Origin of the sequence: Novosphingobium endophyticum, from assembly GCF_014640675.1 — a bacterium.
Taxonomy (GTDB): domain Bacteria; phylum Pseudomonadota; class Alphaproteobacteria; order Sphingomonadales; family Sphingomonadaceae; genus Novosphingobium; species Novosphingobium endophyticum.
This window is the reverse complement of sequence record NZ_BMHK01000009.1, coordinates 1-24,942: the sequence shown is the minus strand read 5'-3', so window position 1 is coordinate 24,942 and position 24,942 is coordinate 1. Positions and strand designations below refer to the sequence as shown.

Below are 24,942 nucleotides of genomic sequence, written 5' to 3'. Positions count from 1 at the left end.
GCGTAGGGGCTGATGCGATTTCGGATCGGTGGACACGCGGAGCGGATCGCGGATTTACACCGATGTTATTGATTAGGTGCGCCCATGCGATTGACGTAGCCTGCCAGGCCTTGCAAGAATTGCGCCGGGCATGGATCGGGCGTCAAAACAGATGGGTGTCTGCTCGTCCGGCCTGTTGTCACTGGGCAGGAAGTTCTGATTGTGTCGCGAATTCTGGTAGCCGACGATCATCCATTCTTTCGCCTGGGCGTCGACGCCGTGTTGAAAATGGGCGGGCATGAAGTGGTCGCGATGACCGGAGACGGCGATGCGACGCTCGCCGCCATCGAACGCGAAGATCCGGACATTGTCCTTCTCGATGTGCGGATGCCCTGCCGGGACGGCATATCAACGCTGCAGGCGCTGCGCGGCAGCGGCGATGACCGGCCGATAATCATCCTGACGGTCGAGATGGATGATGACCAGCTTTTGGCGGCCATTCGCGCCAAAGTGAATGGCATTGTCTTCAAACACGACGCGGAGGAAAGTCTTCTGAAGGCGATCGCGGCGGTGGAAAACGGCTTGCGATACGTGGATGGCGAACTGATCGAACAGGCCATCGCTCACGCCAGCACCACAAGTCTCCCGTCTCGTCTGGCAACGCTCACTCCCAAGGAACTCGACGTCGCGCAACATGTCGCGCGTGGGTTGCGCAACCGGGAGATCGCGTCGCTCATGGCGACAACGGAAGGAACGGTGAAGGTCTATCTTCACAGCATCTACACCAAGCTGGGCATCTCGAATCGCACGGAACTGGCAATGATTACGCGCAGCGAAACGAAGAAATGACCTGGCGATTCGCGAGGTAGCGCGCGTCTTGTACGGGATATTGCACTACGATGATGTCTCGCGCGAGGTATCGCTGTCCATGTGATTGGGGCTTTTCCTGGGGGCGTTGTCAGTGTCGATCTCCGGTAGAATAAGCCTCTTTCCGAAAGGCATCTGAACGACCTCGAACTCCGCCGGGATGAATACCCCATCAGTAGAAATTGACTAACCGATGATATAATTTTAGCCTTATCAAGAGGCAGCTATTGCGCTTGTCTTGCGCTATGCGACTGCGCCCGGTTTGTATTTTCCGGCGAACATGTCGCAGTGAGCCCGGAGCAGAATTCGAGCTATCAAGCGCGGGCTTTGCACGCAATGTACAACGGGAGGAGGAGGGTCCGGATGTATCTTGCGTTCATCGCATCCTCGTGCGCGCCGGGCGATCGGCTGATCCGTGTTTCCCATGAATGACTCTGTCCGAGGTGTGAGCTCGGTGTCGGTGGGGGGTATTCCGAAGGGGTCGCTCCGACGAGACATCATCGGACGCCTGAGCAATCTGTCGCAACTGGGCTACTTCGCGTATTCCAATCTCGTGATCGCCGCCAGCCGGACGATCTGCGCCTTCGTTCTGCTGCTTTTCGTACTGACGGAAGCGCCCGTAACGGCCTTCCGGTTCGATTTCCACGACATGATCGCGATGGCCTATGCCGGTTTCGCCGTCCTTACCCTGATCATGTCCTTCAAGAGCTGGTATCTCGATTTTACGCTGTCCGGGACGTTTATCGTCATCGACATCGTGACGTTTGTCATTCTCATAGCGTCGCGCGCGGCGTTGGATGCAAGTACCGTCATACTGGCGCTATGGTTCATGGCTCATGTCCTGGCGGGCAGCGTGCTGCGCTGGCGGTCCGGCGCCGTCCTGGCGGTCGCCGTGTCGGTCAATATCTTCTGGATCGCAGACATTGTTCTGTTCGAGTTGCCGCGCGGGACCGTGGGTGAGGCAGTCGCGCTTCGCTGGATATTCTTCTCCGTACTCGTGTCGCTGATCGTCGTGTGGACGAGCGCGCAGATGCTGAGGGCAAGCCTGCCTAGGTTCGCGGGCGACGCCCCTCGTGCGGGGCTTCCGCTCGCAGCTTCCGCCATTGACTATGCGATGCAGTCGACGCGTGCTTCCGGCGCCATCCTTTGCTGGATCGATCCGGAGGATCTTGGCTGCCATGCCTGCCGGGCCGAGGCGCTGGAAGGCGAGCCGCATCCCGAGAAGTTGAGTTTCGGTGCCGCCGATGCTTTCCGAAAAATGGTTCCGGTGCTGTTCGACGCGGCGCGGGGCAAGGCCATTGTGTCGGAAGACGGTGGTTTCGTCGCTCATGCCCTGGCCGATGTACCCGGATATGCCTTGTTCACCGAGCTGGGCGTGGAGGCGGGCCTCTGCATTCCGGTGGACGGTGACGAAGGGCGAAGCTGGTTGATCCTGACGGGAATTCCCGTCCTGGGGTGGGGACATCTGCGCCTGGTCCGCGCGATCTGTTCCGAGATCGAGCAAGGGATGACGTGGCAGACGGCCTCGGTGAACGCGCTTGATTCCGCGTTGTTCCGGCTCAGGCGGACAGTCGCATGCGACTTGCACGATAGCGTGGCCCATTCATTGGCCGGCGCCAGGTTTCTGCTGGGCGCGCTGCGATCGCGGGTCGGCCAGGATTCAGAGATCGGCCGGGAGATCGGCACTATCAAGGACGCTCTCGATGCGGAGCATCTCCATGTCCGCAGGCTGATAGAGCAACTGCGGGAAACCGATTCAGACCCGCGCGTCCGGAACCTTGTCGAAGATCTCGATGCAGACCGTGCGACCCTTGCATCGCGCTGGCAAATCGCGGTCGACCTGCTCGATTCCGACTTTCGTGTGGAGGTGCCTGTCTGGCTTTCGCTGGAGGTCCAGCAGCTCGTGCGCGAGGCGGTCTCCAATGGCGTGCGTCACGGCAGGGCGTCGGCGGTCACCGTCAAATGCAGAAGGCGCCTTGGCACGATCGAGATCGAAGTGAGCGACAACGGCTGCGGATTTCCCGATCCGGAGAATCCGGTCCCGCCGCATTCCATCGGTGAGAGGTTGGCGCAGCTCGGTGGATCGCTGAAAGTCCTGTCCTCTCCGGGCTCGACCAGGCTGCGGATGTATATTCCTTCGCGCGCGGCGGACTGACGCGCGCGGTTTCCTTCTTGTCGGCGCTCTCGGCGGAAATGCGAACATCGAAATTCGCGGAGTAAATGTGCGTCGCGCGCATGATGCACTCCGAATTCGGCGGCTTTGTCGTCGGTCGGACTTCCCGCTTAAGCCCTTGGGGGCACCCGTTAACCCTCGGTCGATATGCGATTGGCGAGGGCGACTGCAAGCATTCGCGCTTGCAGCATTTGTCGGGCGGCTGTATTCGTTGCGGCGCGACAGGTTCCCCGTGAGGGGATCAAAAGGGAACTCGGGTGAAAGCCCCGGACTGCCCCTGCAACTGTAAGCGGCGAGCCGATCGGCCAAATCGCCATTGGGACCGCAAGGTCCTGAGAAGGCGGCCGGACCGGCATTGACCCGCGAGCCAGGAGACCTGCCTGTCGCGGTCGTTCTTCGTTCGGACAGGGTGTGCCGGACGTTCGAGGTTCTCGCGCGCCCATCCAAGGCGAAGGCGGGTCATCCCTCGCGTAGCGACAGTCACCGCCTGCCGGGATAGCCCCGTGCGGGAGGCGTCGCGCGTGCGGCCTCGGGGCCGTTTCCGCGGGCAAGCGCCCCCGTGCGGTCCGACCGGCAGGCAATGCCGTTCGTTAGCAAGGGGGCCGCCGATGCGCCTTACCGGTTTGGAATATGTCTGTGTCCTCCTCGTCCCCCGGTGTCTGCCGCGCGCGGCTCATGCCGGGGAGGCGGTGTCTGATTCCTCAATAGTCGTCAGCGGCTACAGCGCGTTCGGCGGCACGGTCTATCTGGGCCCGAGGAGCAGGTTCTGATGCTGCGCCCGGTAGAAGCCGGGCCGGCGGTGGTGGTCTGTGCCACCTGCCGGCTCGCCGCTGAGCGGCGCGAAGATGAAGGCGGGCGGCGCGGCGGCGCGCTGCTCGCCCAGGCCATGCGCGACGTGCAGGCGGAGCAATCCGCGCTGGCTGGCGTCGCCGTGCAGGAAATGCGCTGCCTCTTCGCCTGCAAGCGCCACTGCGCGGTCCATATCCGGGCGCCGGGCCGCGTCGGCTATGTGCTGGGCGATTTTACGCCGGGCGAGGCCGCCGCCCGCGCGATACTCGAGTATGCCGTCAGCCATGCCGCGAGCGCGGAAGGTGTCGTCCCTTATGCCCAATGGCCCGAGGGCGTGAAGGGTCACTTCATTACCCGCACGCCGCCTGAAGGATTCGTCTGCGAATGATCGAGTTTGCAGAACCCGCCGCATTCGTCGCCGCGCTTTGCGGGCTTCCCTCTCCCGATGCCGCCGCGCTGTCCGCCGCACGGGAACGGCAGGGGCAGTTGACCAAGCCCGCCGGCTCGCTCGGGCGGTTGGAGGACATCGCCGTGTTCATGGCCGGTTGGCAGGGCACGTCACGCCCCGCCGCCGATCGCATCCGGGCTGCGGTATTCGCTGGCAACCATGGCGTCGCCGCGCGCGGGGTCAGCGCTTTTCCGGTCGAGGTGACCGCCCAGATGGTTGCGAACTTTCGCGCGGGCGGCGCGGCGATCAACGCGCTTGCCCGTTCCTGCGGGGCGGAACTTTCCGTGATCGCCTTCGATCTTGAGCGTCCGACCGGCGACATAGCAGTGGAGCCGGCGATGAGCGAAGCCGATTGCCTTGCCGCGCTCAACGCCGGGGCCGCTGTCGTGGCGGCGGACACCGACCTGTTGTTCGTCGGCGAAATGGGGATCGGCAACACCACGCCTGCGGCCGCGCTCTGCGCCCAGGCTTTCGGAGGCGGTGCCGCAGGATGGTGCGGCAGGGGCAGCGGGATCGATGATGGCGGCGTGCTGCGCAAGACCGATGCAGTCGCGCGCGCCCTGGCGCTTCATACCCCCCAATGCACCACGCCATTCGAAAGCCTGCGCCGGCTGGGCGGGAGGGAGATCGCCGCCATGGCGGGAGCGATCCTCGCGGCGCGGATGCTGCGCGTTCCGGTATTGCTCGACGGGTTCATCGCCTGCGCCGCGATCGCGCCGCTTGTCGCCGCCGATCCCGCATTCGCCGATCACTGCCTCGCCGCGCACTGTTCCGCAGAAGGCGGCCATGCGCGGCTGCTCGACCATTTCGGGCTGGACCCCTTGCTGCGGCTGAACATGCGCCTGGGCGAAGGGACCGGCGCGGCCGTAGCGGTGCATCTGGTACGCGCCGCGCTCGGGGCGCACAACGAGATGGCGACCTTCGCCGAAGCGGCGGTCACGGCGGCGCTGTGAGCGGCTTTCTTCTTCATCTGCTGCGCCACGGCCCGCCGCTCAGGACAGGGTTGCTGCTGGGATGCACGGACGAGCCCCCGCTTGATGCGGCCTGCCCGAAATTGCTGGCCCGCGTACATGCCCTGGCGGTGGAAAGGATCGTGACGTCCGATCTCAAGCGCGCCAGCGTTTCCGCCGAAATTCTGGCTGAGGCGCGCGGTTTGCCCCTGTCCGTCGACCCGCGCTGGCGTGAGCTGCATTTCGGGATGTGGGACGGCCTCGCGCCCGCAACGCTGCCGCGTGAGGCTCTTGAACGGTTCTGGGCCGATCCCGATGCCTGTCCGCCTCCGGGCGGTGAGCGCTGGTCCGATCTGCGGAGCCGGGTAAGTGACGCCATCGGCGGAATTTCGGACCATACGCTCGTCATCACCCATGCCGGCGCGATGCGCGCGGCACTGTCTGTGCTGACAGGCCTCGACCATCGCGGCGTCTGGGCGCTGGACTTGCCCTACGGCGCGCTGCTGACCCTGAGGGTCTGGCCCGGCGATCACCTGTCAGCGCAGGTCATCGGCCTCCGGGCGGAGGACATGGGGTGAAGCCGCTGGTGCTTGCGCTGCAGTTCATGACCCGCCTGCCGCTCCCCGCCATCGCGGCGGACGCGCATGACTTCGGCCGGGCCATCCGCTGGTTTCCGGCAGCCGGTCTGGTGGTGGGTGGGGGCATTGCCGGCGCCGCATGGCTCGGCTTGCGGCATGATCCGTGGGCGGGAGCGCTGCTGGCACTGCTCGCCTGGGCCTGGCTGACGGGGGGGCTTCATCTCGATGGCCTTGGCGACATCGCCGATGCGGCCGGCGCCGCCCATGGCGACCGCCACCGCCTTTCCGCCGTGCTTGCCGATCCGCATATCGGCAGTTTCGGCGTGATCGCGATCTGCCTGCAACTCGCGGCGAAGCTGGTGCTGCTGCGGCTTGCGCTCGAAGACCACTCTCCCTGGCCGCTGGTGCTCATACTCATGCTGGCAAGGATCGGGCCTTTGGTGTGGACGCTCATACTGCCGCCGCTCCATGAGGGCATGGGCACGACATTCCGTGCCGGAGCCAAAGTGTGGGTCGTCGCCGCGTGGCTAGCGCCGCTCGCCGCAATCACGGTGTGCGTCGAGCCTGCGATGCTGCTGGCCTTGCCGACGATCCCGCTCTGGGCCTGGTGGCTGCGCCGCCGGATCGGCGGCATATCGGGCGATGGGCACGGGGCCGGCATCGAACTGGCCGAAAGCGCTGCGCTGGCCTTCTGGGTTTTCGCCGGATGAGCGGCGGGCTTTCCGTCCACGGCGGCAGGCTGGCCGAGGCCCGCTCGCGCTTCGGGGGTGCGCGCGAGGACTGGCTTGATCTTTCCACCGGTATCAATCCTGTCGCATGGTCGGGAGGCGCGACGGCCGATATCGACTGGCGGTCCTTACCCGATCCCGGCGATCTCGCCCGCCTCGAACGACAGGCCGCGCGCTACTTCGGGGTCGACCCGGCCTTGTGCTGCGCCGTGCCCGGCAGCGAGACGGGGCTGCGGCTGATAGCTCGCATTCTCGGCGGGCGGGGGCTTCATCTGCCGCTGGCGTACAGCACGCATGCCGATGCCTTCGAACACGCCGATCCGGTCGCTTCCCTTGCGCAGCTGCCCGCCGCGCCGGGCACGCTCGTTATTGCCAATCCCAACAATCCCGACGGCGTGCTGAGGGCGACAGAGGCGTTGCTGAACCTGCTTGAGCGGCAGGAGAGCGGGAGCGGCTGGCTGATCGTCGACGAGGCTTTTGCCGACTGCCGGCCGGAGCACAGTATCGCGGGCCATGTGGCGAGCGGGCGGCGATTGATCGTGCTGCGATCGTTCGGAAAATTCTTCGGCCTTGCGGGCGTGCGACTGGGCTTCGTGGTCGCACCTACGGAACTGCTTGGCCAGCTGCGGCGCCGTCTGGGTGAATGGCCGGTCAGTGCTGCGGCGCTGGCCTTTGGTACCGAGGCATATGGTGATGCCGGATGGATCGCGGCCACGCGCCGGACCTTGCCGGAGCAGGCTTCCCGTCTCGATGCCGTGCTGAAGCGCCACGGCCTTGCCCCCCGGGGCGAATGCCCCTTGTTCCGGCTGGTCGAGACCTCCGAAGCAGGGGCGCTGTTCATCCGGCTCGCGCAGCGGCATATCCTGATCCGCCCTTTCGCGGACCACTCCCGCCTGCTGCGCTTCGGCCTGCCGAACGGCGATGCTGCGCTCGGCCGGCTCGACGCGGCCCTCGCGCATGGCTGAGCCCGTGGCCCTTGCCGCACTGGCGCTGGACGGGGCGCTGGGCTGGCCTGCATGGCTCTATCGACGGGTCGGCCATCCGGTGGGGGCTTTCGCGCGCATTATCCTCGCATGTGAGCGGGTATGGAACCGGCCGGAGCTGAGCGGCCGGCAGCGGCGCTCGTTGGGATTCCTGACCGTGGCGCTCCTGGCCGGCGGCACGGCGCTTGCCGCCCTGCTTGCCGAAATGTCCATCCGACATCTCGCCGGCCCGGCCGCCTGGCCGCTCATCGCCTTGGCCGCCTGGCCGGCTCTGGCTCAGCGCAGCCTGTACGATCATTACCTGCCGGTCCTCGCCGCCCTTGAGCGTGGCGATCTGGCCGCTGCCCGGCAGGCCGTAGGCATGATCGTGGGGCGCGACACCGGTGTGCTCGACGAGGCGGGTGTCGCGCGCGCCGCGATCGAGAGCCTGGCCGAAAGCTTCTGCGACGGCATTGTCGCGCCGCTGTTCTGGCTCGCCGTTCTCGGGCTGCCGGGCGTATGGGGCTACAAGGCGATCAATACCGCCGACAGCCTGATCGGGCATCCGGAAGAGCCCTTGCGCGCCTTTGGCTGGGCCGCGGCGCGCAGCGACGATATAGTGAACCTGATCCCGGCGCGGCTCGCCGGGGTGCTGATCTGCATTGCCGGCGGCGGCGGATGGCGGGTTCTGCGGCGCGATTGTCGCAACCACGCCTCGCCCAATGCCGGCTGGCCGGAAGCAGCCATGGCCGGCGCCCTGCGCGCGCGGCTGGCCGGGCCGGTCAGCTATGACGGCCACTTGCGCGACAAGCCATGGATCGGCGAAGGGGCCGATGCCTCGCCGGCGGCTATGCGCGGGGCGAGGAATGTGTATCTGCGGGCGTGCGGGCTCTTGTGGCTGGTGGGGGGAGGATTGGCATGGCTGGCCTGATGGTGCAGGGGACCGGCTCGGACGTCGGCAAGTCGGTGCTGGTCGCGGGCCTCTGCCGGGCGCTCGCAAACCGGGGTCTGCGCGTCCTGCCGTTCAAGCCGCAGAACATGTCGAACAATGCCGCCGTGACGGTGGACGGTGGGGAAATAGGCCGGGCGCAGGCCCTGCAGGCCATTGCCGCGCGCGCCGAGCTGCATACGGATATGAACCCCGTATTGCTGAAGCCCCAGGCGGATCGCACGTCCCAGTTGATCGTCCACGGCAAGGTACGCGGTACTCTGCACTCGGCCGGGTTCCGCGAAGGCAGGCGGAACCTGCTGCCCGAAGTGATGGACAGCTACCGGCGTCTGGCCGGTCGCTGCGACGTGGTGGTTGTCGAAGGTGCCGGCTCTCCTGCCGAAATCAACCTGCGCGAAGGTGATATAGCCAACATGGGTTTCGCCCGCGCGGCGCAAGTGCCGGTCGTGCTGGTCGGTGATATCGACCGGGGCGGCGTGATTGCCTCTCTGGCGGGCACGCGCGCGGTGCTCGACCCGGACGATGCCGCGATGATCCGGGGCTTCATCGTCAACAAGTTCCGGGGCGACCCCGCCCTGTTCGCCGATGGCTATCTCGCGATCGAGCGCCTGACCGGCTGGCCGGGGTTCGGCCTCGTGCCCTGGATGTCCGCCATCGCGCGTCTGCCGAGCGAGGACGCGGTTATTCTCGAGCGCGGTCTGGTCGCCGATCCGGGCAAAAGGCTCGTCGCCTGTCCGATCCTGCCGCGCATCGCCAATTTCGACGATCTCGATCCCCTGAAGCTCGAAGCCGATGTCGAAGTGGCGATGATCCCGCCGGGAATGCCGATCCCGGCCGGAGCAGCCATGGTCGTACTGCCAGGGTCGAAGGCGACGATCGCCGACATGGCGTTCCTGCGCGAACAGGGCTGGGACATAGACATACTGGCCCACCACCGCAGGGGCGGCGCGGTGCTGGGCATTTGCGGGGGTTACCAGATGCTGGGGCGCCGCATCTCGGACCCGCTCGGAATCGAGGGTGAGCCGCAAGAGGTCGCCGGCCTCGGGCTGCTCGACGTGGAAACCGAACTGCGCGCCGACAAGGCGCTTCACCGCGTGGCCGGCACGGCGCTTGGCGCGGCCATGGCCGGTTATGAAATGCACATGGGCGAAACGGCGGGACCGGGCACTTCCCGGCCCTTTGCGCGCCTCGACAACGAACGGGCCGACGGCGCGATCAGTCCCGACGGCCTGATACTTGGCACGTACTGCCATGGACTGTTGAGCGGGCCTGCCCTGCGCGCCGTCCTGCTGGAGCGCATCGGGGCGCGGTCCGGCGGCGTGGATCACGCTCATGCGGTCGACGCTGCACTGGAAGAACTGGCCGCCGGGCTCGAATGCCACCTCGACATCGGCAGTCTGCTGTCGCTCGCCCGGAGTTCTGCCGCATGAAGACACTGTTCGTGATCGGGGGCGCGCGCTCGGGCAAGAGCCGATATGCCCAGGCGCGCATAGAGGCCTTGCCGGGCAGGTTCGCCTATATCGCGACCGCGCAGGCGCGCGATGCGGAAATGGCCGGGCGGATCGCACGCCACCAGGCTGATCGCGGGGGCCTCTGGAGCACCATCGAGGCGCCCGTCGAGCTTGCTTCGGCGATTGCGCGGGCCTCCACGCGATACGATGCCATTCTGGTCGATTGTCTGACCTTGTGGCTGTCCAACCTCATGGAGGCGGGAGTCGCGCTTGACCGCGCGTTCGGCGAACTCAACCAGGCGATAGGTTCGTGCGGGAGCCCGCTTGCCCTCATCGCCAACGAGGTCGGCTTGGGTATCGTCCCTGACAACCCGCTCGCCCGCGCGTTTCGCGATGAAGCTGGCCGCCTGAACCAGCAAATCGCCGGCACTGTCGATGAAGTGGTGCTTGTCGCGGCAGGTTTGCCGCTCCGGCTGAAATGAATACGTCGCGCCTATTCGACGGGCCGTCCTGAATCGAGAAGATCCTTGTCGGCCTCCGGGGCTTCCCTCCGTTCCCTCTCGACCATTTCGCTGATCTCATCGTCAGGGGCCGTGCGCTCCGACGTTTCCCCGATGGCAGGCGCGGCGATTGACGGCCTTGTTTCGGCCGGAACGACCTTGTCGGTGACGTCACGCAGCGCCAGCGGAGCGCTCGAATCGAAGCGCAGACGAAAGATCGGCTCGGGCAAGGCGAAACCTGCTGCCTCGAGCGCGGCTTTCACTGCGGGGATGGCCTGGCTGCGTGCCTTGTGCCAGTCGGTCCGATCCTGATCGATCCAGCCCAGGAACTTGATGACGATATTTGAATCGCCGACGTTCTCCAACCTCGCGGCAGGAGCCGGATCGTCGAGGACAAAACCGAGTTTCCCCAGGGCATCGACACCCAATTGCCTCGCGGCGTTCGGGTCGGCCTCGCCGTCGATGCCGAGGTCGAAGTCGAAACGCCTCTGGGGGTTGCGCGTGTAGTTCAGGATAACCGCCTTGAAGACGGTGCTGTTCGGAATGCGCAAGTGATTGCCGTCAAGCGTCATGAGGATCGTGGCCCGGCTGGTGAGACGAATGACGCGGCCCTCATACTGATCGATCACGACCCAATCATTCGCGCGGAAAGGCTGGCGAACCGACAGCATGATCGAGGCCACGTAGTTCTCGATGGTGTCGCGCATCGCGAAGCCGAGTGCGATACCGATGATGCCGGCGCCGCCGAGCACCGCGCCAAGCAGAGCGCCGGCGCCGAGCATCTGCAGGGCAATGACGATGCCGCTGGCCACGAACGCGAAACGGACGGCGCTCGCGATAAGATCGCTGAGGAACGTGTTGGGTGCCACCCGCCGCCAGAACCATCTCAGCGAGCCCAGCACGTAGCCGATGCCGGCGATCACGAGAGCGACGAGAAGCGCTGCTCCGACGAGCGGCAGCATTCTCACGAAATTCGAGATATTCTGGGAGAGGCCGCCAAGCGACTGAACGCTCTCTCCTACGGAGATGTCACGCTCGATGTCGTTTTCGATGGTAACCACACCCGAAATGCGCGTGGCGATCTGCTCCGCGCGGTCGATGCCCGGACGTAGGGGAAACCTCGGGTTGCGCTTCGGAAGTGGGCAGGAGCGCCGCAGCCGCCGATACCGGGAGCGCCGCTGCCGTCAGCGCGAGCAGGAGGGTCGCCGGTGCAATGATGCCGCCGAATGTCCGTTCGGTGTGGCGCCTTCCGGGATCGGCGATGTCTGTTGTTCCCCGCACCTGCATCCTCGGCGCTGCCGCTCAAGCGACCTAGGCCGTAAACTCATAAACGGCACCATCGAGGCGCCCAAATGGCGAACATATCGGGCCAAATCGCCCGCCGGGAAGGCTGGTTGCCTTTCCAAGGGCGATTTGGTTCGAGATGGAAGCCATTTGGGCGTCGCGCAGCGATTTGACCAAAATGGCCCATCGCCGCGTCAAGAAGTCTTGAAATATCGACATATTCCTGCGTCTTCTTTCCTTGCGCTGAGCCATTTTGCTTCAAACCTCGAAGGCGCCCGTTTATGAGTTTACGGCCTAAAACTGGGACCTGGGCGTTCGGGTGTCAAATCGAATGATGCCGGTGCGATCAGCGGCGCCACGCCGCTCGTATTGAAATCGCTCGGCAAGGTCAGTTGCGCGCGGATTGTCGTCAGATTAGCGCCGGGACGGAACGGCTTGCGCTTGAACCTTGCGCCTCGCGGCATATATCCGCGAGCATGGATAGAAACGGGGCGAGCCACGGCTTGATCGAGTGGCACGGGACGACGATCGTCGGCGTGAAGAAGGGCGGCAAGACCGTCATCGCAGGCGACGGGCAGGTTTCCATGGGCAACACCGTCATGAAGCCGAACGCGCGCAAGGTGCGGCGCATCGGCGAAGACGAGAAGGTCATTGCCGGCTTCGCGGGCGCCACCGCAGATGCCTTCACCCTGTTCGAACGCCTCGAACGCAAGCTGGAGCAGTATCGCGGCCAGCTGATGCGCGCCGCAGTTGAGCTCGCCAAGGACTGGCGGACCGACAAGTACCTGCGCAACCTGGAAGCGCTGATGATCGTGGCCGATGCCGACACGATGCTGGTGCTCACCGGCAATGGCGACGTGCTCGAACCCGAAGGGGGGATCGCCGCGATCGGCTCCGGCGGGAACTACGCCCTTGCCGCCGCCCGCGCGCTCGACCCCTACGAGGAAGATGCCGAGACCGTGGCCCGCAAGGCCATGCGGGTCGCGGCGGACATCTGCGTATACACCAATGACTGCGTGACGGTTGAAGTGATTTGACCATTGACCAGTAGCCGTTCGTGTCGAGCGAAGTCGAGACACGGCGCCCGGCATGTGTCCCGGCTTCTCTCGACATGAACGGATGTTTGGAACTGAAATGAAAGAAAATCTCACCCCCAAGGCCATTGTGCGCGCGCTGGACGAGCACATCATCGGACAGATCGAGGCGAAGAAGGCGGTGGCCGTCGCGCTGCGGAATCGCTGGAGAAGGCAGAGGCTTTCGCTCGACCTGCGCGACGAGGTAACGCCCAAGAACATCCTGATGATCGGCCCCACCGGCTGCGGCAAGACCGAGATCAGCCGCCGTCTGGCCAAGCTGGCGGACGCGCCTTTCGTCAAGGTCGAGGCGACCAAGTTCACCGAAGTCGGTTATGTCGGCCGCGATGTCGAACAGATCGCGCGCGACCTAGTCGAAGAGGCGATCCGGCTGGAGAAGGACCGCCGCCGCGAAGCCGTGCGCGAGGCGGCTTCCAAGGCCGCGATGGACCGTCTGCTCAATGCCCTGGTGGGCGAGGGCGCTTCGGAGGCGACCCGCGCCTCGTTCCACCAGCGCATTATTGAAAACGCCATGAATGAGACCGAGGTCGAGATCGAGGTGGAGGACAGCCCCGCCGCGCCGATGGAGATCCCCGGCATGGGCGGCTCGGTCGGCATGATCAACCTGTCGGACATCATGGGCAAGGCCTTCGGTCAGCAGCCGTTGAAGCGCCGCAGGATGAAAGTGCCCGACGCCTGGGACAAGTTGGTCGACGAGGAATCGGAAAAGCGCATGGACCAGGACGACGTCGCCCGCGTCGCGCTGGCGCACGCGGAGACCAATGGCATCGTCTTCCTTGACGAGATCGACAAGATCGCTGTTTCCGATGTGCGCGGCGGTTCCGTCTCGCGCGAGGGGGTGCAGCGCGACCTGCTGCCGCTGATCGAAGGTACGACCGTCGCCACCAAATACGGGCCGATGAAGACCGATCACGTCCTCTTCATCGCCTCGGGCGCGTTCCATGTCGCCAAGCCGAGCGACATGCTGCCCGAATTGCAGGGGCGCCTGCCGATCCGCGTCGAACTCAAGGCGCTGACGGAGGAAGACTTCGTTCGCATCCTCAGCGAAACGCGCGCCAACCTCGTCGAACAGTACAGCGCGCTGCTCGGCACCGAGAACGTGACGGTCGAAGTGACTCCCGGCGCGATCCGCGAAGTGGCGAAGATCGCGGCGCAGGTGAACGACAGCGTTGAGAACATCGGTGCCCGCCGCCTGCAGACGGTAATGGAAAAGCTGCTCGAGGAACTCAGCTACGAGGCCGAGGACCGCGCTGGCGAGATGGTGACGATCGACGAAGCCTACGTGCGCGAGAAACTGGAAGGTCTCGCCAGCAACGCGGACCTTTCGAAGTATATCCTGTAACGCGGCGCGCGCATTTGTTCCTTGAATGTTCCGGTTTTTCAAGTAGCCTTTGCGGCGAAGGAGCCGGTATGAAAGCGCCAAGCTTCGATGACGGAACGGAGCGGTGAGATGATCACCGTTGAGACCAGGATGCATCCCCTCGTGGCATCACGACCGTATAACGGATTGCCGAACCTCCTCGGCAATGGAGATGCACCCATGTCTTATGATTATCACATTGGCGTGGATTACCACAAAGCCTACACGCACCTGGTGGTCCAGGACGGCGGCGGCAAGGTTCTGCGATCGGGCAAGGTGAAGAACGATCCGAGCTCGCTCGCCGGGTTTTTGACGCCTTATCTCAAGAACAGCCATGCGGTGATGGAAGCGAGCCGCAACTGGACGGTGATGTACGACTGGCTCGATGAGCTGTGCGACGATGTCGTCCTTGCGCATCCTCTGAAGGTGAAGGCAATCGCCGACGCCAAGGTCAAGACCGACAAGATCGACGCGACGATCCTGGCGCATCTGCTGCGGGCCGATCTGATCCCGGAATCCTACGTCCCGTGCGAGGCGGCGCGCGAATTGCGCCAGGCCCTGCGCGAGCGGATCTTCTTCGTCCGGCTGCGCACGATGGTGAAGAACCGGGTGGTGACGATCTTCGACCGCTATCCCGAGCAGACCAGGGCGCTGCGCGAGATGTCGGACCTGTTCGGCAAGATCGGGCGCGGCCAGCTGGCGCTGCTGTCGGTGTCGGCCATCGATCGCGAGCATATCGACCGCGCACTGGCCTTCATCGACGACATCAACCAGCACATCCGCGCGGCCGAAAAGACGATCCGCCGCTTCAGCACGGACAATGCTGAGGTCAGGCGTCTGAAGACGATGCCTGGCGTCGGTGAGTTCTTCGCGCGCCTGATCGCCGCCGAGATCGACGATGTCTCGCGCTTCCGCTCAGCCAAGAAGCTCGCGGCCTATGCCGGTCTTGTGCCTTCGACCTATGCAAGCGGCGGCAAATGCTGGAACGGGCGGATCATCAAGGCCGGCAACAAGTGGCTGCGCTGGGCCTTCGTGGAAGCGGCCACTCCGGCCGTGCGCGCAGAGCCTGCTCTCAAGTTCGAATACGAGCGCCTGAAGGCAACCAAGGGCGCGAACCGCGCCAAGGTGGCCGTGGCGCGCAAATTATTGACGATCGCCTACCACATGCTGCGCGACCAGCGCGACTATGAGCGCCGCGACGCGCTGGAGCGACCGTCTGCAAGTTCTCGGCTGTCCTGATGGTGATCTAGTGGGTTCCGCATCGCGGAGCCGCACTCTGAAGGAGAATGGGAAGCCGAGAGCCGAACACCGGAATGTGACCAAGCCTACACGGTAAGGTCACGGATTGGAGAATGGCTCAATGCCGATACGAGGACAGGGCGCTTGTCCTCGAAAGCTGCAACTCGTCCGTAGGGGCGCCGACGGATACAGGAACAACACCGAACCCACGAGGAAATGCGCAATTTACACGCACTCACCCTCTTGAGTTCTTTCATTGGAGAATCGCCATGACATACGAGGGTGGATGCCACTGCGGCACCGTTCGCTACAGGGTCGAAGGGGAGCCGGTGCATGCCGCGCTTTGCCATTGCAGAGATTGCCGCAAGTCCTCCGGCGCGCCCATGGTGGCGTGGGCGGCCTTCGCTTCGGACAATTTCGCCCTGACGGCCGGGGAGCCTAGCGTCTATAACGGCACGGGCCAGTCGATGCGCTATTTCTGTCCGAGTTGCGGCAGCGGCGTTTATTTCGTGAACGAGGAAGTGCTGCCGGGCCTGGTCGACATCCAGATCGCCACGCTCGATGACCCGGACGCTTTCCCGCCGCAGGCCCATATCCAGATTGCCGAGCGGATCGGCTGGATGACGGGGACGGAGGCTCTGCCGCAGTTCGAGCGTTTTCCGGGGCAATGATTTCGATTGGTGACCGGCGAGGGCAGCGCTAGACCGCGATCATGTCCGCATACCAGACCCCCGACGACCGCCCGAGCTACCGTCTGCTTACCGGCAAGGACGACCGCGCCTTCTGCGAGCGTGTGTCCGAAGCACTGGAGCAGGGCTGGCGACTCTATGGCTCACCCTCGATCTCGTGGGATACGGCCGAGAACTGCATGAAGGCGGCGCAGGCCGTCGTCTGGCATGAGGCCGACGTCGTGAAGTGACGCCGATGCCGCCTCAGTGCGGCACCGTGCCCAGTTCGAAGCCGGTCTTGTCGTGCAGGGCGAACCTGTCGACGATGTCTTTGCTCGCGCCGTTATAGCCAATCACCTTCACGTCCGCGCCCATCTTGGAGAGCTTGCCGACGATCTTGTCGAGCGCGTCAACCGAGGAGATGTCCCACAGGTGCGCATCGGTCATGTCGATGACCACGTTCGGCGCGGTTTCCTTGTCCACCTGCATCTGCTCGGTAAAGCGGTGGACCGAGGCGAAGAAGATTTCGCCCGAGATGCGGTAGGTGGCGGTGCGGCCGTCGCTGCTGGCCTCGCGCTCGACGCGGAACAGGCGCTGGACCTTCTGCGCGAAGAAGATGCCCGAAAGCAGCACGCCCGCGCCGACCCCCAGTGAGAGATCGTGCGTGGCGACCACGACCACGACGGTCGTGACCATGACCACCGAACTCTGCCACGGATGGCGCCGCAGGTTCGGGATCGAGTTCCATGAGAAGGTACCGATCGAGACCATGATCATGATCGCGACCAGCGCCGGCATCGGCACCTGGCCGACCCATGAGCCGAACAGCGCGAGCGCCACGAACAGCACGAAACCGGCGGTGAAGGTCGAAAGCCTGCCGCGTCCGCCGGAGGTCACGTTGATCACCGATTGACCGATCATGGCGCAGCCGCCCATGCCGCCGAACATGGCGGCGACCATGTTGGCGATGCCCTGGCCCCGGCACTCGTAGCGCTTGTAGGAATCGGTGCCCGTCATGTCGTCGACGATCTGCGCCGTCAGCAGCGATTCGAGCAGGCCGACCGCCGCCATGGCGAGCGAATAGGGGGCGATGATCCGCAGCGTCTCGATGGTCAGCGGCACTTGCGGTAGCGAGAAGGAAGGGAGGCCCGAAGGCAACTCGCCCATGTCCGCCACGGTATGGACCGGCAGGCCCAGCGAGATCGAGATGGCGGAGAGGATGAGGATCGAGACCAGCGGCGAAGGTACGGCGGTGGTCAGGCGCGGCAGCAGATAGATGATCGCGAGACCCGCCAGCACCATGGCGTAGGTATGCCATGTTACGTTCATCAGTTGCGGCAACTGGGCCATGAAGATCAGGATTGCCAGGGCATTGACGAAACCGGTGATGACCGAGCGCGAAACGAACTGCATCGCCAGATTGAGGCGCAGAAGGCCGGCTATGATCTGGAACACGCCCATCAGGATCGTCGCGGCGAAGAGGTATTCGACGCCGTGGTCGCGCACCAGCGGGATCACCAGCACCGCGACCGCGGCGGTCGCGGCGGAGATCATGCCCGGCCGCCCGCCGGTGAACGATATGACGATGGCTATCGCCACCGAGGCCCAGAGGCCCACAGCCGGATCGACGCCGGCGATGATCGAAAAGCCGATAGCCTCGGGTACTAGTGCCAGGGCGACGACAATGCCGGCGAGAATGTCGGCGCGGATGTTGCCAAGCCAGTCCTGGCGGAATCGGGTAAGGGTATTAGTCATGAATTATCCGCATCATGCACATGTCCATGCGCCGCGCAGCACGCGGTGTGCTATTGAACATGTATGATGTTGCCCGGCGGATCGGCGGCCGGGATAGCCACCCGGAATTGCACCGGGTCCAAGCGAGTGGCGCGGCCTTTGCCGTGTTGCGAGTACGATTGCAACCCGTGGGGTGTTACGTTCATGAAATCCCCATCCCCTGAAGCGGAGGGGCCATTCTCGCCCGCTATTCCGCCGCTTCGCCCAGTTGCTCCGCCTCGGCGGCCTGGCGCAGCCACATTTCGGCGTAGAGCCCGTCGCGGCGCAGAAGCTCCGCATGGCTGCCGCTCTCGGCAAGGCGGCCGTCGTGAAGCACCAGGATCCTGTCCGCGTCGGCGATCGTGGAGAGGCGGTGCGCGATCGAGATCGACGTGCGGTGCTCGGCCACGCGGTGCAGCGTGGCAAGGATGTCCTGCTCGGTGCGCGTGTCGAGCGCGCTGGTCGCCTCGTCTAGCACGAGGATCGGCGGGTTCTTGACCAGAGTTCGCGCGATCGCGACGCGCTGCTTCTCGCCGCCCGAGAGCTTCAGCCCGCGTTCGCCGACTTCGGTTTCGAAGCCCTGGGGCAGGCGGTCGATCAGGCCCATCAGCGCGGCCCCGCGCGCGGCGGCCTCGACCTCTTCCTGCGTGGCCCCTTCGCGGCCATAGGCGATGTTGTAGCCGATGGTGTCGTTGAACAGCACCGAGTCCTGCGGGACGATGCCGATCGCGGCGCGCAGGCTGGACTGCGTCACTTCGCTGATGTCCTGCCCGTCGATCAGAATGCGCCCGTCCTGCGGATCGTAGAAGCGGAACAGCAGGCGGGCGAGCGTGGACTTGCCCGCGCCGGAAGGGCCGACGACGGCGTAGTTCCGCCCCGCCGGCACTTCGAAGGACAGGCCGTGCAGGATCGTGCGGTCCTTCTCGTAGCCGAACATGACATTGTCGAAGACGACCGAGGGCCTGCGGATGACGAGAGCCGGAGCGCCGGGCTTGTCCGCGACCTCGACGTTCGTGTCGAGCAGGCGGAACATCTCGGCCATGTCGATCAGGCCTTGCCTGATGGTGCGGTAGACCATGCCCAGCATGTCGAGCGGCCGGAAGAGCTGCACGAGATAGGTCTGCACGAAGACGAGCTGGCCGGCGGTGTACTGCCCGCGATACCAGCCCCAGACCGTGTAGGCGAGGGCGCCCGCCATCAGCAGGTTCACCACCACGGCCTGCGCGATGTTGAGCAGGCCCAGCGAATTCTCGCTCTTTATCGCGGCCTGCGCATAGGCGCGCGTCGCCTGGGCATAGCGCCCTTCCTCTCGCGCCTCTGCCGAGAAGTACTTCACCGTCTCATAGTTGAGCAGCGAATCCACCGCGCGGGACAGCGCCTGCCCATCGAGCCGGTTCATCTGCTCGCGCAGCTTGGTGCGCCATTCGGTGATCGTGCGCGTCACCCAGATGTAGGCGACGACGGCAACGGCGGTGGCGGCGACGAGGCCCCAGCCGAAGTTGACGTAGAAGATCACCGCCACGACCGCGAGCTGGATCACCGTCGGCGCGATATTGAACAGCATGAAGTAGAGCATCGTGTCGATGCTCTTGGTCCCGCGCTCGATGGTCTTGGTGATCTCCCCCGTGCGCCGCCCGAGGTGGAAGCGCAGGCTCAGGCGGTGGAGCTGTGCGAAGACATTCTCTGCCAGCGCCCGTGTCGCATCCTGCCCGACGCGCTCGAAGACGATGTTGCGCAAGTTGTCGAAAGCGGCCTGGGAAAATCGCCCGGCGGCGTAGCCGAGCACCACGAGCATCGCCAGTTGCACCAGCTTCGGCCCCGTGGCGCCCATCGTGTCGACCGCCCATTTGAGCAGGTAAGGCAGGATGAGCTGCGCGCCCAGCGAGAGCAGTATGAACAGACAGGCGACGACGATCCGCCAGCGCAGCGCCTTGTTTTCGGCCGGCCAGAGGTACGGCAGGAACCGGTAAAGCGTGTGCCAGCCGTCGTGACGGGCGGCGGGATCATTGACGGCTGTATCGGGCGGCATCCGCGCTATTTAGGGTTTCCGGCCCGATACACAATCTCACCCCGGCAGATCGAACAGGATCTTGCGCGTGGTGAAGTCGATGGCGATGCGATTGAACACGCGCAGTTCGCGCATGCCGAGGAAGATGGCCGGGCGCTCCTTCAGGCCCAGTTCGGCGAAGGCGGGAGCATCGGCGAAGGCGATAGCGACGTTGGAGACTTTCAGCCTGTCGACCTTTAGCGTTCCGGCCAGCTGGAAATCGACGGACAGGGTCTGCCCGGTGACGCTGGTCAGCGTTCCGGTACCTTTGAACCGTTCGCGCATGGCGCGCTGCAGGGCACGATTGCCAACCGTGATGCTGGCACCCGTATCGATAACGACATCGGTACGGATACCGTCGACCAGGGCATTGGTCATGACGAGCCGGCCCGTCCGGCGTTTGGCGCGCACAACGATCTCGTAGCCCCGCTTCCCCTTCATGTCATGCGGATCGCCGATTTCGATCGTGTTCTTGACGAAATCCAGCACGATGCGCTGGTGCTGCAGGCTGTCCGTGCCGAGAATGCCATCGGCTCCGATATGATGGTCCTGCAGGAGCGGGACGGTCAGGTCGTAAAACGAACGTGCGCCCACGTCGATGTCGTGGACCTTCGCCGTCGCCACCCGGACTTCGCCGGCAATGCTTACCACCCGCACAGTCGGGCCGGCCGGCAGCTTCAGCGCTTGCGCCAGCGAGGTTGAAACGACGGTATTCTGGGAGCCGGTATCGATCAGGAAACGATAGGGACCGTCGCCGTGAACGGCGACGTCGATGGTCATCCGGTCTTCGATGTCGGTCTGTGCCTGCAAGGTCTCGCTGGCGGCATCGCCGTCGTCAGGCGGCGCAACCGGAGGCGATCCCAGTATCACGGATTCCGTGACCAGTGTCATCGCCAGGGCCAATGCCGAGCCTGTCATGTCATCCCTCCCGGGAAGTCGAATTCGCCGGTCGGCGCGTCAGGTTGACGTTACCATCAATCAGGCGTTCCACCAAGGATTCCGAGGGGCCTTGGCGGGTTCGATCGGGCCGGATCGCCGCCGCCACGCTATCGCGAAGCGCGCCTCGCTGGCGTGAGGTCGTCGCTAATCTGACAGGCAGCGGCCCGCATCCCCGCGCTTTCGAAGGCGGAGCGAAGATCGATGTCCGGCGTGAAGCGGTCCGGCTCGTAGTCGCAGGCATCCCAGCGCACTTCTTTCCAGCCTTTGGAGATGCCGCGCATGTGGCGATAGGCGAACTCGCCGGAAATCCGCCGGTTGCGCCGGGCGCCGAAAAGATTGTGGGCCGACCAGCAATGGCGCGTGCGGCTGGTCTTGGCCGGAACCACGCACCACTTTGGCGGACATGTGTCCTGCTCGCGTGCGTCGAGCAGCCAGAAATCTCCATGTCGGCCGCATCCGGGCGCCACACCGTGCGCAGTGGTGGCGCTGATCCAATGGCCGGCGAATTTCAGGAAGCCGCCGGGCGTCTGTTCGGTCGCCTCGAAAACGGAGCGCCCCCGGTCGGACAGGACGAGTTCGTCGATGTCGACATTGAGCACGCTGCGCGCTTGGCCGAGAAACCGGAAGCGTGCGTGCTGCATCGAACCGGTCTGGCAGAAGTCCGAATCCCAGGGCGCTTCCCGGCCGTCGACCGCGCCGGCCATGCCGCCTTGCGGGCCGTAGCGGAACGGCCAATCGACCACTCTTGCCGTCACGTCGGGAAAGGCTTGCGCAAGTGCGGCGCGAAGGTCGTCGCTCGAATAATCCGTAGAGGCATTGTCGTAGAGCAGAACGGCGTCGGCCCCATGGACGGCCACGTAAAAGCGCACCCAGTCCAGAATCCAGGCGATATCGTTGTTGCGGGAAAGCGTATGGAGTACGCGCCGCCCGGCGAACGGTTCGGAGAGGTTCGGCTGCACCGCGATGTCGTGGCAACCGAGTACGCTTTCAACGACAATTCTGTCATCGCCATCACGGACCCAGTATTCGCTGCTGCGATTCCGTTCGATCAGTTTCGCACGGGGAAACAGGCCGGTCATGCGTGAGGCGAACCATTTGCTGTCTTCGATCGCCCCGCGCAAGTTGAGCAGCGGCGGCCCCTGAAAGACGATATGGCGCCCCACGCGGTAGACATCGTAGAACAGCGTGTCCCAGTCGAACTGGTCGGCATAGGCCGGGTTGCGCAGTTCCGGCGGGCGGGGGGGCTGGCGCACGATGCCGCTTTCCGGCACGACCCGGCAGGTAGCAAGGGTCACGGGCTCGGTCATGCCCGCTGCTCCGGCGCTACCGCCTTCAACATGCGACCCAGCGGACGAACCATGGGAAGCGTCTCGGCAATGCTCAGCATTTCGGCCAACGCGGGGTGGCGAAGCAGAACGAGGGAGCCGAGCCAGCACAGCCCCCCCGCGAACGTGGCGGCGCACAGCGTGGGAAAGCCGATGCGGTCGGGGGTCGTCCACAAGGCATAAGTAAGGGCCAGAGGGGTTATGGCGGCGATCGTCGCGATCGCGCTGCGCAGGTAAATCGAGAAAAGGCCGGTCAGGCTGAAGCGGACGAGTCCGTGAATGAAACGCGCATAGAGCAGGAGCCAGAGCACCGCATAGACGAGGCGCGAGGCCGCGGCCCCCTCCACGCCGCCCCACCATGCGCCCAGCGCGAGCAGGGTCAGCGACATTGCCGTATCAATCATGTTGTAGGCGAGCAGCCGGTTCATCCGGCCGAGCAGAATAGGCAGGTCGCTCACCAGCGGCAGCGAGATCAGCAGGATCTCGGTCAGCGAGATCATCGTCAGCAGCGGAGCCACGCCCATCCACAATTCACCATAGAGCAGCCGGACGATGGGTTCGGCGGCCAGGGCAAGTCCCGCCATTCCCGGCCAGATTACCGCTGAATACCCGGCGCAGACGCGCAGGTAGGGTTGTCCCATATCCTCGCCGCGGTCGCGGATGCGCGCGAATGCGGGAAAGAATACGCTGCCGATCGCTCCGGAAACGAGTGTGCGGAACTGATCCGAAAGGCTTGCGGCGCGGCTGTAGAGACCCACCGCGGTGAGCGTCAGGAGTTTGCCGATGATGAGATCGGGTGTGCGTGTACCAAGCGCGCCGGTAAGGTAGAGCGCGCTGGTGCGGGTGCCGAAGTTGAGCACCGTGCGGAGACGGTCGAAGCGCAGCGGCCATGGCGGCGCGGGACGCAGAAGTTGCGCGATGAGCCCGCGCGTGAGACCGGCCGCCACGGTCGCCCAGGCCAGTGCGAATGTGGAATAGCCCAGCGCCGCCAGCGAGATCGCCACGCCGGCCTGGACGCCGGCGCTGCCGACATTGATGGCAAAGTGCCCGTCGAATCGCATCTCGCGGGCAAGCAGGGCCATAGGAACGACAGCAAGCGGGAGGAACAGGTAGCTTCCCGCTATGATCGTCAGCAGCGGAACCAGTGAGGGCAGGTCATAGGCGGCCGCTACCGGCCACGCGAGAAGGGCGATGACGCCCGCGACCACAAGCGAGAAGAGCAGGGCGACCGAACTGCATCTGCTGATCTCGTGTTTGTCGATAACGGGAAGGCCGGAAATGTACCGGGCGAGGCCGAAATCCTGAAGGATCGCCACCAGCAACGCGGCGGCAAGCGCGATCGAGAACAGGCCGACTTCTCCGGGAGTAAGGAAGAAGCGCGAGATAACGACGGAACTGGCGAACTGGATCGCGAACGACAGGTACTGCCCCGCCATGGCCCAGACGGCCGCGCCGCGCACGCTCATGGCGGCAGGTTCGCGCGGGGCCGCGGAAGGCTGAGTTGTCGTCATCCGTTCAGCCGGTCGCCAGCGTGGCCGCGAGCCTTGCGGCGCGCAGCGGTTCGCCGAAACGCAGCAGCCGGGCCACCGTCCGCCACATGCCGTCGCGGCAACCGCCCTCGCGCACGTAACGACAGATCAGGTCGAAGCCGTCGCCGCGTAGCCCGGTCCGCGAATAGAGCAGGTTGGGGGCGACCCGGGCGCGTATCGCCCGTGCCACTCCCTGACGCCCGAACAGGGCATCGAGTTCGTTGAGGGGGGGCAGCCGGTCGAGATCCGCCGTCGGATCACGGAGCCCGGCCGCGCGCTCGCAATAGGCGAGATAAGCCACGGCCGCGCCGATCTGCTGTTCGGTGGCGTGACGGCTCGAGACCTGATTCTCGTAATGCCGGTAACGGATAAGGCGTTCGGGAATGCTGCCCAGCCGGGCCACGCTGGCGAGGCGCAGCCAGAGGTCATAGTCTTCGCAGTGCCGAAACGCGGCGTGGTAGCCTCCTACCGAGAGCACGATGTCGCGTCGGAACATCGCCGCGGGATGGCACATCAGGGGCCAGCCATTCTCGATGGCTTCGATGAAGCCGGCATGGTCCTGCGGATGATCGTTGCCGGTAACTTGGTAGGGCTCGTCGTTTTCGTCGATGTCCTCGGTCCAGCTCCCGACAACACCGTAGTCGGGATTGTTCGCGAGGAACGATGTCTGCCTCGCGAAACGCTCCGGACGCGAGATGTCATCGGCGTCCATGCGCGCGACGATGGGAGCCCTGGCTTCGTGCAGCAGTTCGTTCAGGCTTGCGACGAGACCCCGATTCTCGCGCATGATCGGACGGATGCGCGAATCCTTCGCCGCATAGTTGCCGATGATGCGGGCGCTGGCGTCGGTCGAACCGTCGTCGAGGATGAGGAATTCGAAATCGTCGAAGGTCTGGGCCAGAATGCTTTTGATGGCGGACGCAAGGAAGCGCTCGCCGTTATAGACGCTCATTGCGACGCTGATGGCCGGCATCGGCATTGGTGGTTCCCGGTTCTCGACGGGGGTGACTTCAACCCCGCTGGCTCAGGGCCGGATTACTCCCCCATGGTAAACAAAGGGTTTTGCGGGAACGCCTCGCGTCGAGGCCCTGGGGCGGCAGCATCGGAACTCGCCGGTTTCGTTGAGGCGCACGGCCGGCCGGGGCCGGGGAGTGCCGTTCCATGATGGAACGCCGCGGTTTTCGGTGTATTTTGTGTTTTGTGGTGATTTTTTGAAAAAAGGGTTTGACGGAATCGGTGGTGGGATTTAGAGGCGCTCTCACCGCAGCGGACGGGGTGATAATCACCGTTTGGGGCGGTCGCCAGAACAG

At 64.8% G+C, this 24,942-nt stretch carries 22 protein-coding genes, 1 riboswitch and 1 other annotated feature; of the genes, 15 read left to right on the top strand and 7 right to left on the bottom strand.

The annotated features are described in order from the left end of the window. Nucleotides 1-201: 201 nt before the first annotated feature. The 10 genes from IEX32_RS08415 to cobU all read left to right on the top strand — a co-directional run bounded on the left by IEX32_RS08415 (nucleotide 202) and on the right by cobU (nucleotide 10,356). Nucleotides 202-828 carry a response regulator gene (locus tag IEX32_RS08415; protein ID WP_188770419.1) on the top strand — a complete coding sequence of 209 codons (627 nt, stop codon included), beginning with the start codon at nucleotides 202-204 and terminating at the stop codon, nucleotides 826-828. A gap of 478 nt (nucleotides 829-1,306) precedes the next feature. Further along, the gene (locus IEX32_RS08410) at nucleotides 1,307-3,001 is read left to right on the top strand and encodes a sensor histidine kinase (RefSeq protein ID WP_229736252.1); all 1,695 of its coding nucleotides are present in this window, start codon (nucleotides 1,307-1,309) and stop codon (nucleotides 2,999-3,001) included. A gap of 224 nt (nucleotides 3,002-3,225) precedes the next feature. Further along, nucleotides 3,226-3,417: riboswitch (cobalamin riboswitch) on the top strand. A gap of 371 nt (nucleotides 3,418-3,788) precedes the next feature. Next, complete coding sequence (locus IEX32_RS08405) at nucleotides 3,789-4,196, top strand: DUF1636 domain-containing protein (protein ID WP_188770417.1); 408 nt, start codon at nucleotides 3,789-3,791, stop codon at nucleotides 4,194-4,196. Beyond that, nucleotides 4,193-5,209: a nicotinate-nucleotide--dimethylbenzimidazole phosphoribosyltransferase gene (gene cobT / locus IEX32_RS08400; protein WP_188770415.1), complete on the top strand. Its 1,017-nt coding sequence runs from the start codon at nucleotides 4,193-4,195 to the stop codon at nucleotides 5,207-5,209. The genes IEX32_RS08405 and cobT overlap by 4 nt, the downstream gene beginning before the upstream one ends. Beyond that, entirely contained in the window at nucleotides 5,206-5,784 is a 579-nt protein-coding gene (locus IEX32_RS08395) for a histidine phosphatase family protein (RefSeq protein WP_188770413.1), read from the top strand. Before cobT ends, IEX32_RS08395 begins: the two co-directional genes overlap by 4 nt. Continuing rightward, nucleotides 5,781-6,494, top strand: coding sequence for an adenosylcobinamide-GDP ribazoletransferase (locus IEX32_RS08390; protein ID WP_188770411.1), 714 nt, complete (start codon nucleotides 5,781-5,783; stop codon nucleotides 6,492-6,494). Before IEX32_RS08395 ends, IEX32_RS08390 begins: the two co-directional genes overlap by 4 nt. Beyond that, nucleotides 6,491-7,477 carry a threonine-phosphate decarboxylase CobD gene (cobD, locus tag IEX32_RS08385; RefSeq protein WP_188770409.1) on the top strand — a complete coding sequence of 329 codons (987 nt, stop codon included), beginning with the start codon at nucleotides 6,491-6,493 and terminating at the stop codon, nucleotides 7,475-7,477. Before IEX32_RS08390 ends, cobD begins: the two co-directional genes overlap by 4 nt. After that, the gene (gene cbiB, locus IEX32_RS08380) at nucleotides 7,470-8,405 is read left to right on the top strand and encodes an adenosylcobinamide-phosphate synthase CbiB (RefSeq protein ID WP_188770407.1); all 936 of its coding nucleotides are present in this window, start codon (nucleotides 7,470-7,472) and stop codon (nucleotides 8,403-8,405) included. The genes cobD and cbiB overlap by 8 nt, the downstream gene beginning before the upstream one ends. Next, on the top strand, nucleotides 8,393-9,853 hold the full coding sequence (locus IEX32_RS08375; protein ID WP_188770405.1) for a cobyric acid synthase: 1,461 nt from the start codon (nucleotides 8,393-8,395) through the stop codon (nucleotides 9,851-9,853). Before cbiB ends, IEX32_RS08375 begins: the two co-directional genes overlap by 13 nt. Then, a complete protein-coding gene (gene cobU / locus IEX32_RS08370) occupies nucleotides 9,850-10,356 on the top strand; it encodes a bifunctional adenosylcobinamide kinase/adenosylcobinamide-phosphate guanylyltransferase (protein ID WP_188770404.1) in 507 nt (168 codons plus the stop codon). The genes IEX32_RS08375 and cobU overlap by 4 nt, the downstream gene beginning before the upstream one ends. 11 nt (nucleotides 10,357-10,367) lie before the next feature. Here the strand turns inward: cobU and IEX32_RS08365 are convergent, their stop codons facing one another. Beyond that, complete coding sequence (locus tag IEX32_RS08365) at nucleotides 10,368-11,435, bottom strand: mechanosensitive ion channel family protein (protein WP_229736251.1); 1,068 nt, start codon at nucleotides 11,433-11,435, stop codon at nucleotides 10,368-10,370. Nucleotides 11,436-12,134: 699 nt separating this feature from the next. Here IEX32_RS08365 and hslV point away from each other — a divergent pair. The 5 genes from hslV (at nucleotide 12,135) to IEX32_RS08340 (ending at nucleotide 16,270) form a co-directional block, all read left to right on the top strand. Continuing rightward, nucleotides 12,135-12,695, top strand: a complete 561-nt coding sequence (gene hslV, locus IEX32_RS08360) for an ATP-dependent protease subunit HslV (RefSeq protein ID WP_308421035.1) — start codon at nucleotides 12,135-12,137, stop codon at nucleotides 12,693-12,695. A gap of 97 nt (nucleotides 12,696-12,792) precedes the next feature. After that, entirely contained in the window at nucleotides 12,793-14,094 is a 1,302-nt protein-coding gene (gene hslU / locus IEX32_RS08355) for an ATP-dependent protease ATPase subunit HslU (protein ID WP_188770401.1), read from the top strand. Between the two features lie 198 nt (nucleotides 14,095-14,292). Continuing rightward, the gene (locus IEX32_RS08350; protein WP_188770399.1) at nucleotides 14,293-15,351 is read left to right on the top strand and encodes an IS110 family RNA-guided transposase; all 1,059 of its coding nucleotides are present in this window, start codon (nucleotides 14,293-14,295) and stop codon (nucleotides 15,349-15,351) included. Between the two features lie 269 nt (nucleotides 15,352-15,620). Continuing rightward, nucleotides 15,621-16,022 carry a GFA family protein gene (locus IEX32_RS08345; RefSeq protein ID WP_188770397.1) on the top strand — a complete coding sequence of 134 codons (402 nt, stop codon included), beginning with the start codon at nucleotides 15,621-15,623 and terminating at the stop codon, nucleotides 16,020-16,022. Nucleotides 16,023-16,063: 41 nt separating this feature from the next. Continuing rightward, on the top strand, nucleotides 16,064-16,270 hold the full coding sequence (locus tag IEX32_RS08340) for a DUF1737 domain-containing protein (protein ID WP_188770395.1): 207 nt from the start codon (nucleotides 16,064-16,066) through the stop codon (nucleotides 16,268-16,270). Between the two features lie 13 nt (nucleotides 16,271-16,283). Here IEX32_RS08340 and IEX32_RS08335 read toward each other — a convergent pair whose 3' ends face one another. The 6 genes from IEX32_RS08335 to IEX32_RS08310 form a co-directional block, all read right to left on the bottom strand. After that, nucleotides 16,284-17,774 carry a SulP family inorganic anion transporter gene (locus tag IEX32_RS08335; RefSeq protein ID WP_188770393.1) on the bottom strand — a complete coding sequence of 497 codons (1,491 nt, stop codon included), beginning with the start codon at nucleotides 17,772-17,774 and terminating at the stop codon, nucleotides 16,284-16,286. Between the two features lie 67 nt (nucleotides 17,775-17,841). Continuing rightward, nucleotides 17,842-17,897: a sequence feature (sul1 is cis-regulatory element that is thought to sense ions involved in sulfur or methionine metabolism; They are found in Alphaproteobacteria), on the bottom strand. Nucleotides 17,898-18,000: 103 nt separating this feature from the next. Then, nucleotides 18,001-19,821: an ABCB family ABC transporter ATP-binding protein/permease gene (locus IEX32_RS08330; protein WP_188770391.1), complete on the bottom strand. Its 1,821-nt coding sequence runs from the start codon at nucleotides 19,819-19,821 to the stop codon at nucleotides 18,001-18,003. A 36-nt stretch (nucleotides 19,822-19,857) separates the two neighbouring features. Further along, a complete protein-coding gene (locus IEX32_RS08325) occupies nucleotides 19,858-20,757 on the bottom strand; it encodes an aspartyl protease family protein (RefSeq protein ID WP_188770389.1) in 900 nt (299 codons plus the stop codon). Between the two features lie 128 nt (nucleotides 20,758-20,885). Then, nucleotides 20,886-22,085, bottom strand: a complete 1,200-nt coding sequence (locus IEX32_RS08320; RefSeq protein WP_188770388.1) for a glycosyltransferase family protein — start codon at nucleotides 22,083-22,085, stop codon at nucleotides 20,886-20,888. Beyond that, nucleotides 22,082-23,614, bottom strand: coding sequence for an oligosaccharide flippase family protein (locus tag IEX32_RS08315; RefSeq protein ID WP_229736250.1), 1,533 nt, complete (start codon nucleotides 23,612-23,614; stop codon nucleotides 22,082-22,084). The genes IEX32_RS08320 and IEX32_RS08315 overlap by 4 nt, the downstream gene beginning before the upstream one ends. A 4-nt stretch (nucleotides 23,615-23,618) precedes the next feature. Then, the gene (locus IEX32_RS08310; protein WP_188770386.1) at nucleotides 23,619-24,611 is read right to left on the bottom strand and encodes a glycosyltransferase; all 993 of its coding nucleotides are present in this window, start codon (nucleotides 24,609-24,611) and stop codon (nucleotides 23,619-23,621) included. Nucleotides 24,612-24,942 lie beyond the last annotated feature (331 nt).

Coding starts and splice junctions, on each gene's coding strand:
- IEX32_RS08405 (WP_188770417.1), top strand. CDS start 3,789: ATGCTGCGCCCGGTAGAAGCCGGGCCGGCGGTGGTGGTCTGTGCCACC.
- cobT (WP_188770415.1), top strand. CDS start 4,193: ATGATCGAGTTTGCAGAACCCGCCGCATTCGTCGCCGCGCTTTGCGGG.
- cobD (WP_188770409.1), top strand. CDS start 6,491: ATGAGCGGCGGGCTTTCCGTCCACGGCGGCAGGCTGGCCGAGGCCCGC.
- cbiB (WP_188770407.1), top strand. CDS start 7,470: ATGGCTGAGCCCGTGGCCCTTGCCGCACTGGCGCTGGACGGGGCGCTG.
- IEX32_RS08375 (WP_188770405.1), top strand. CDS start 8,393: ATGGCTGGCCTGATGGTGCAGGGGACCGGCTCGGACGTCGGCAAGTCG.
- cobU (WP_188770404.1), top strand. CDS start 9,850: ATGAAGACACTGTTCGTGATCGGGGGCGCGCGCTCGGGCAAGAGCCGA.
- hslV (WP_308421035.1), top strand. CDS start 12,135: ATGGATAGAAACGGGGCGAGCCACGGCTTGATCGAGTGGCACGGGACG.
- hslU (WP_188770401.1), top strand. CDS start 12,793: ATGAAAGAAAATCTCACCCCCAAGGCCATTGTGCGCGCGCTGGACGAG.
- IEX32_RS08350 (WP_188770399.1), top strand. CDS start 14,293: ATGTCTTATGATTATCACATTGGCGTGGATTACCACAAAGCCTACACG.
- IEX32_RS08345 (WP_188770397.1), top strand. CDS start 15,621: ATGACATACGAGGGTGGATGCCACTGCGGCACCGTTCGCTACAGGGTC.
- IEX32_RS08340 (WP_188770395.1), top strand. CDS start 16,064: ATGTCCGCATACCAGACCCCCGACGACCGCCCGAGCTACCGTCTGCTT.
- IEX32_RS08335 (WP_188770393.1), bottom strand. CDS start 17,774: ATGACTAATACCCTTACCCGATTCCGCCAGGACTGGCTTGGCAACATC.
- IEX32_RS08330 (WP_188770391.1), bottom strand. CDS start 19,821: ATGCCGCCCGATACAGCCGTCAATGATCCCGCCGCCCGTCACGACGGC.
- IEX32_RS08325 (WP_188770389.1), bottom strand. CDS start 20,757: ATGACAGGCTCGGCATTGGCCCTGGCGATGACACTGGTCACGGAATCC.
- IEX32_RS08320 (WP_188770388.1), bottom strand. CDS start 22,085: ATGACCGAGCCCGTGACCCTTGCTACCTGCCGGGTCGTGCCGGAAAGC.
- IEX32_RS08315 (WP_229736250.1), bottom strand. CDS start 23,614: ATGACGACAACTCAGCCTTCCGCGGCCCCGCGCGAACCTGCCGCCATG.
- IEX32_RS08310 (WP_188770386.1), bottom strand. CDS start 24,611: ATGCCGATGCCGGCCATCAGCGTCGCAATGAGCGTCTATAACGGCGAG.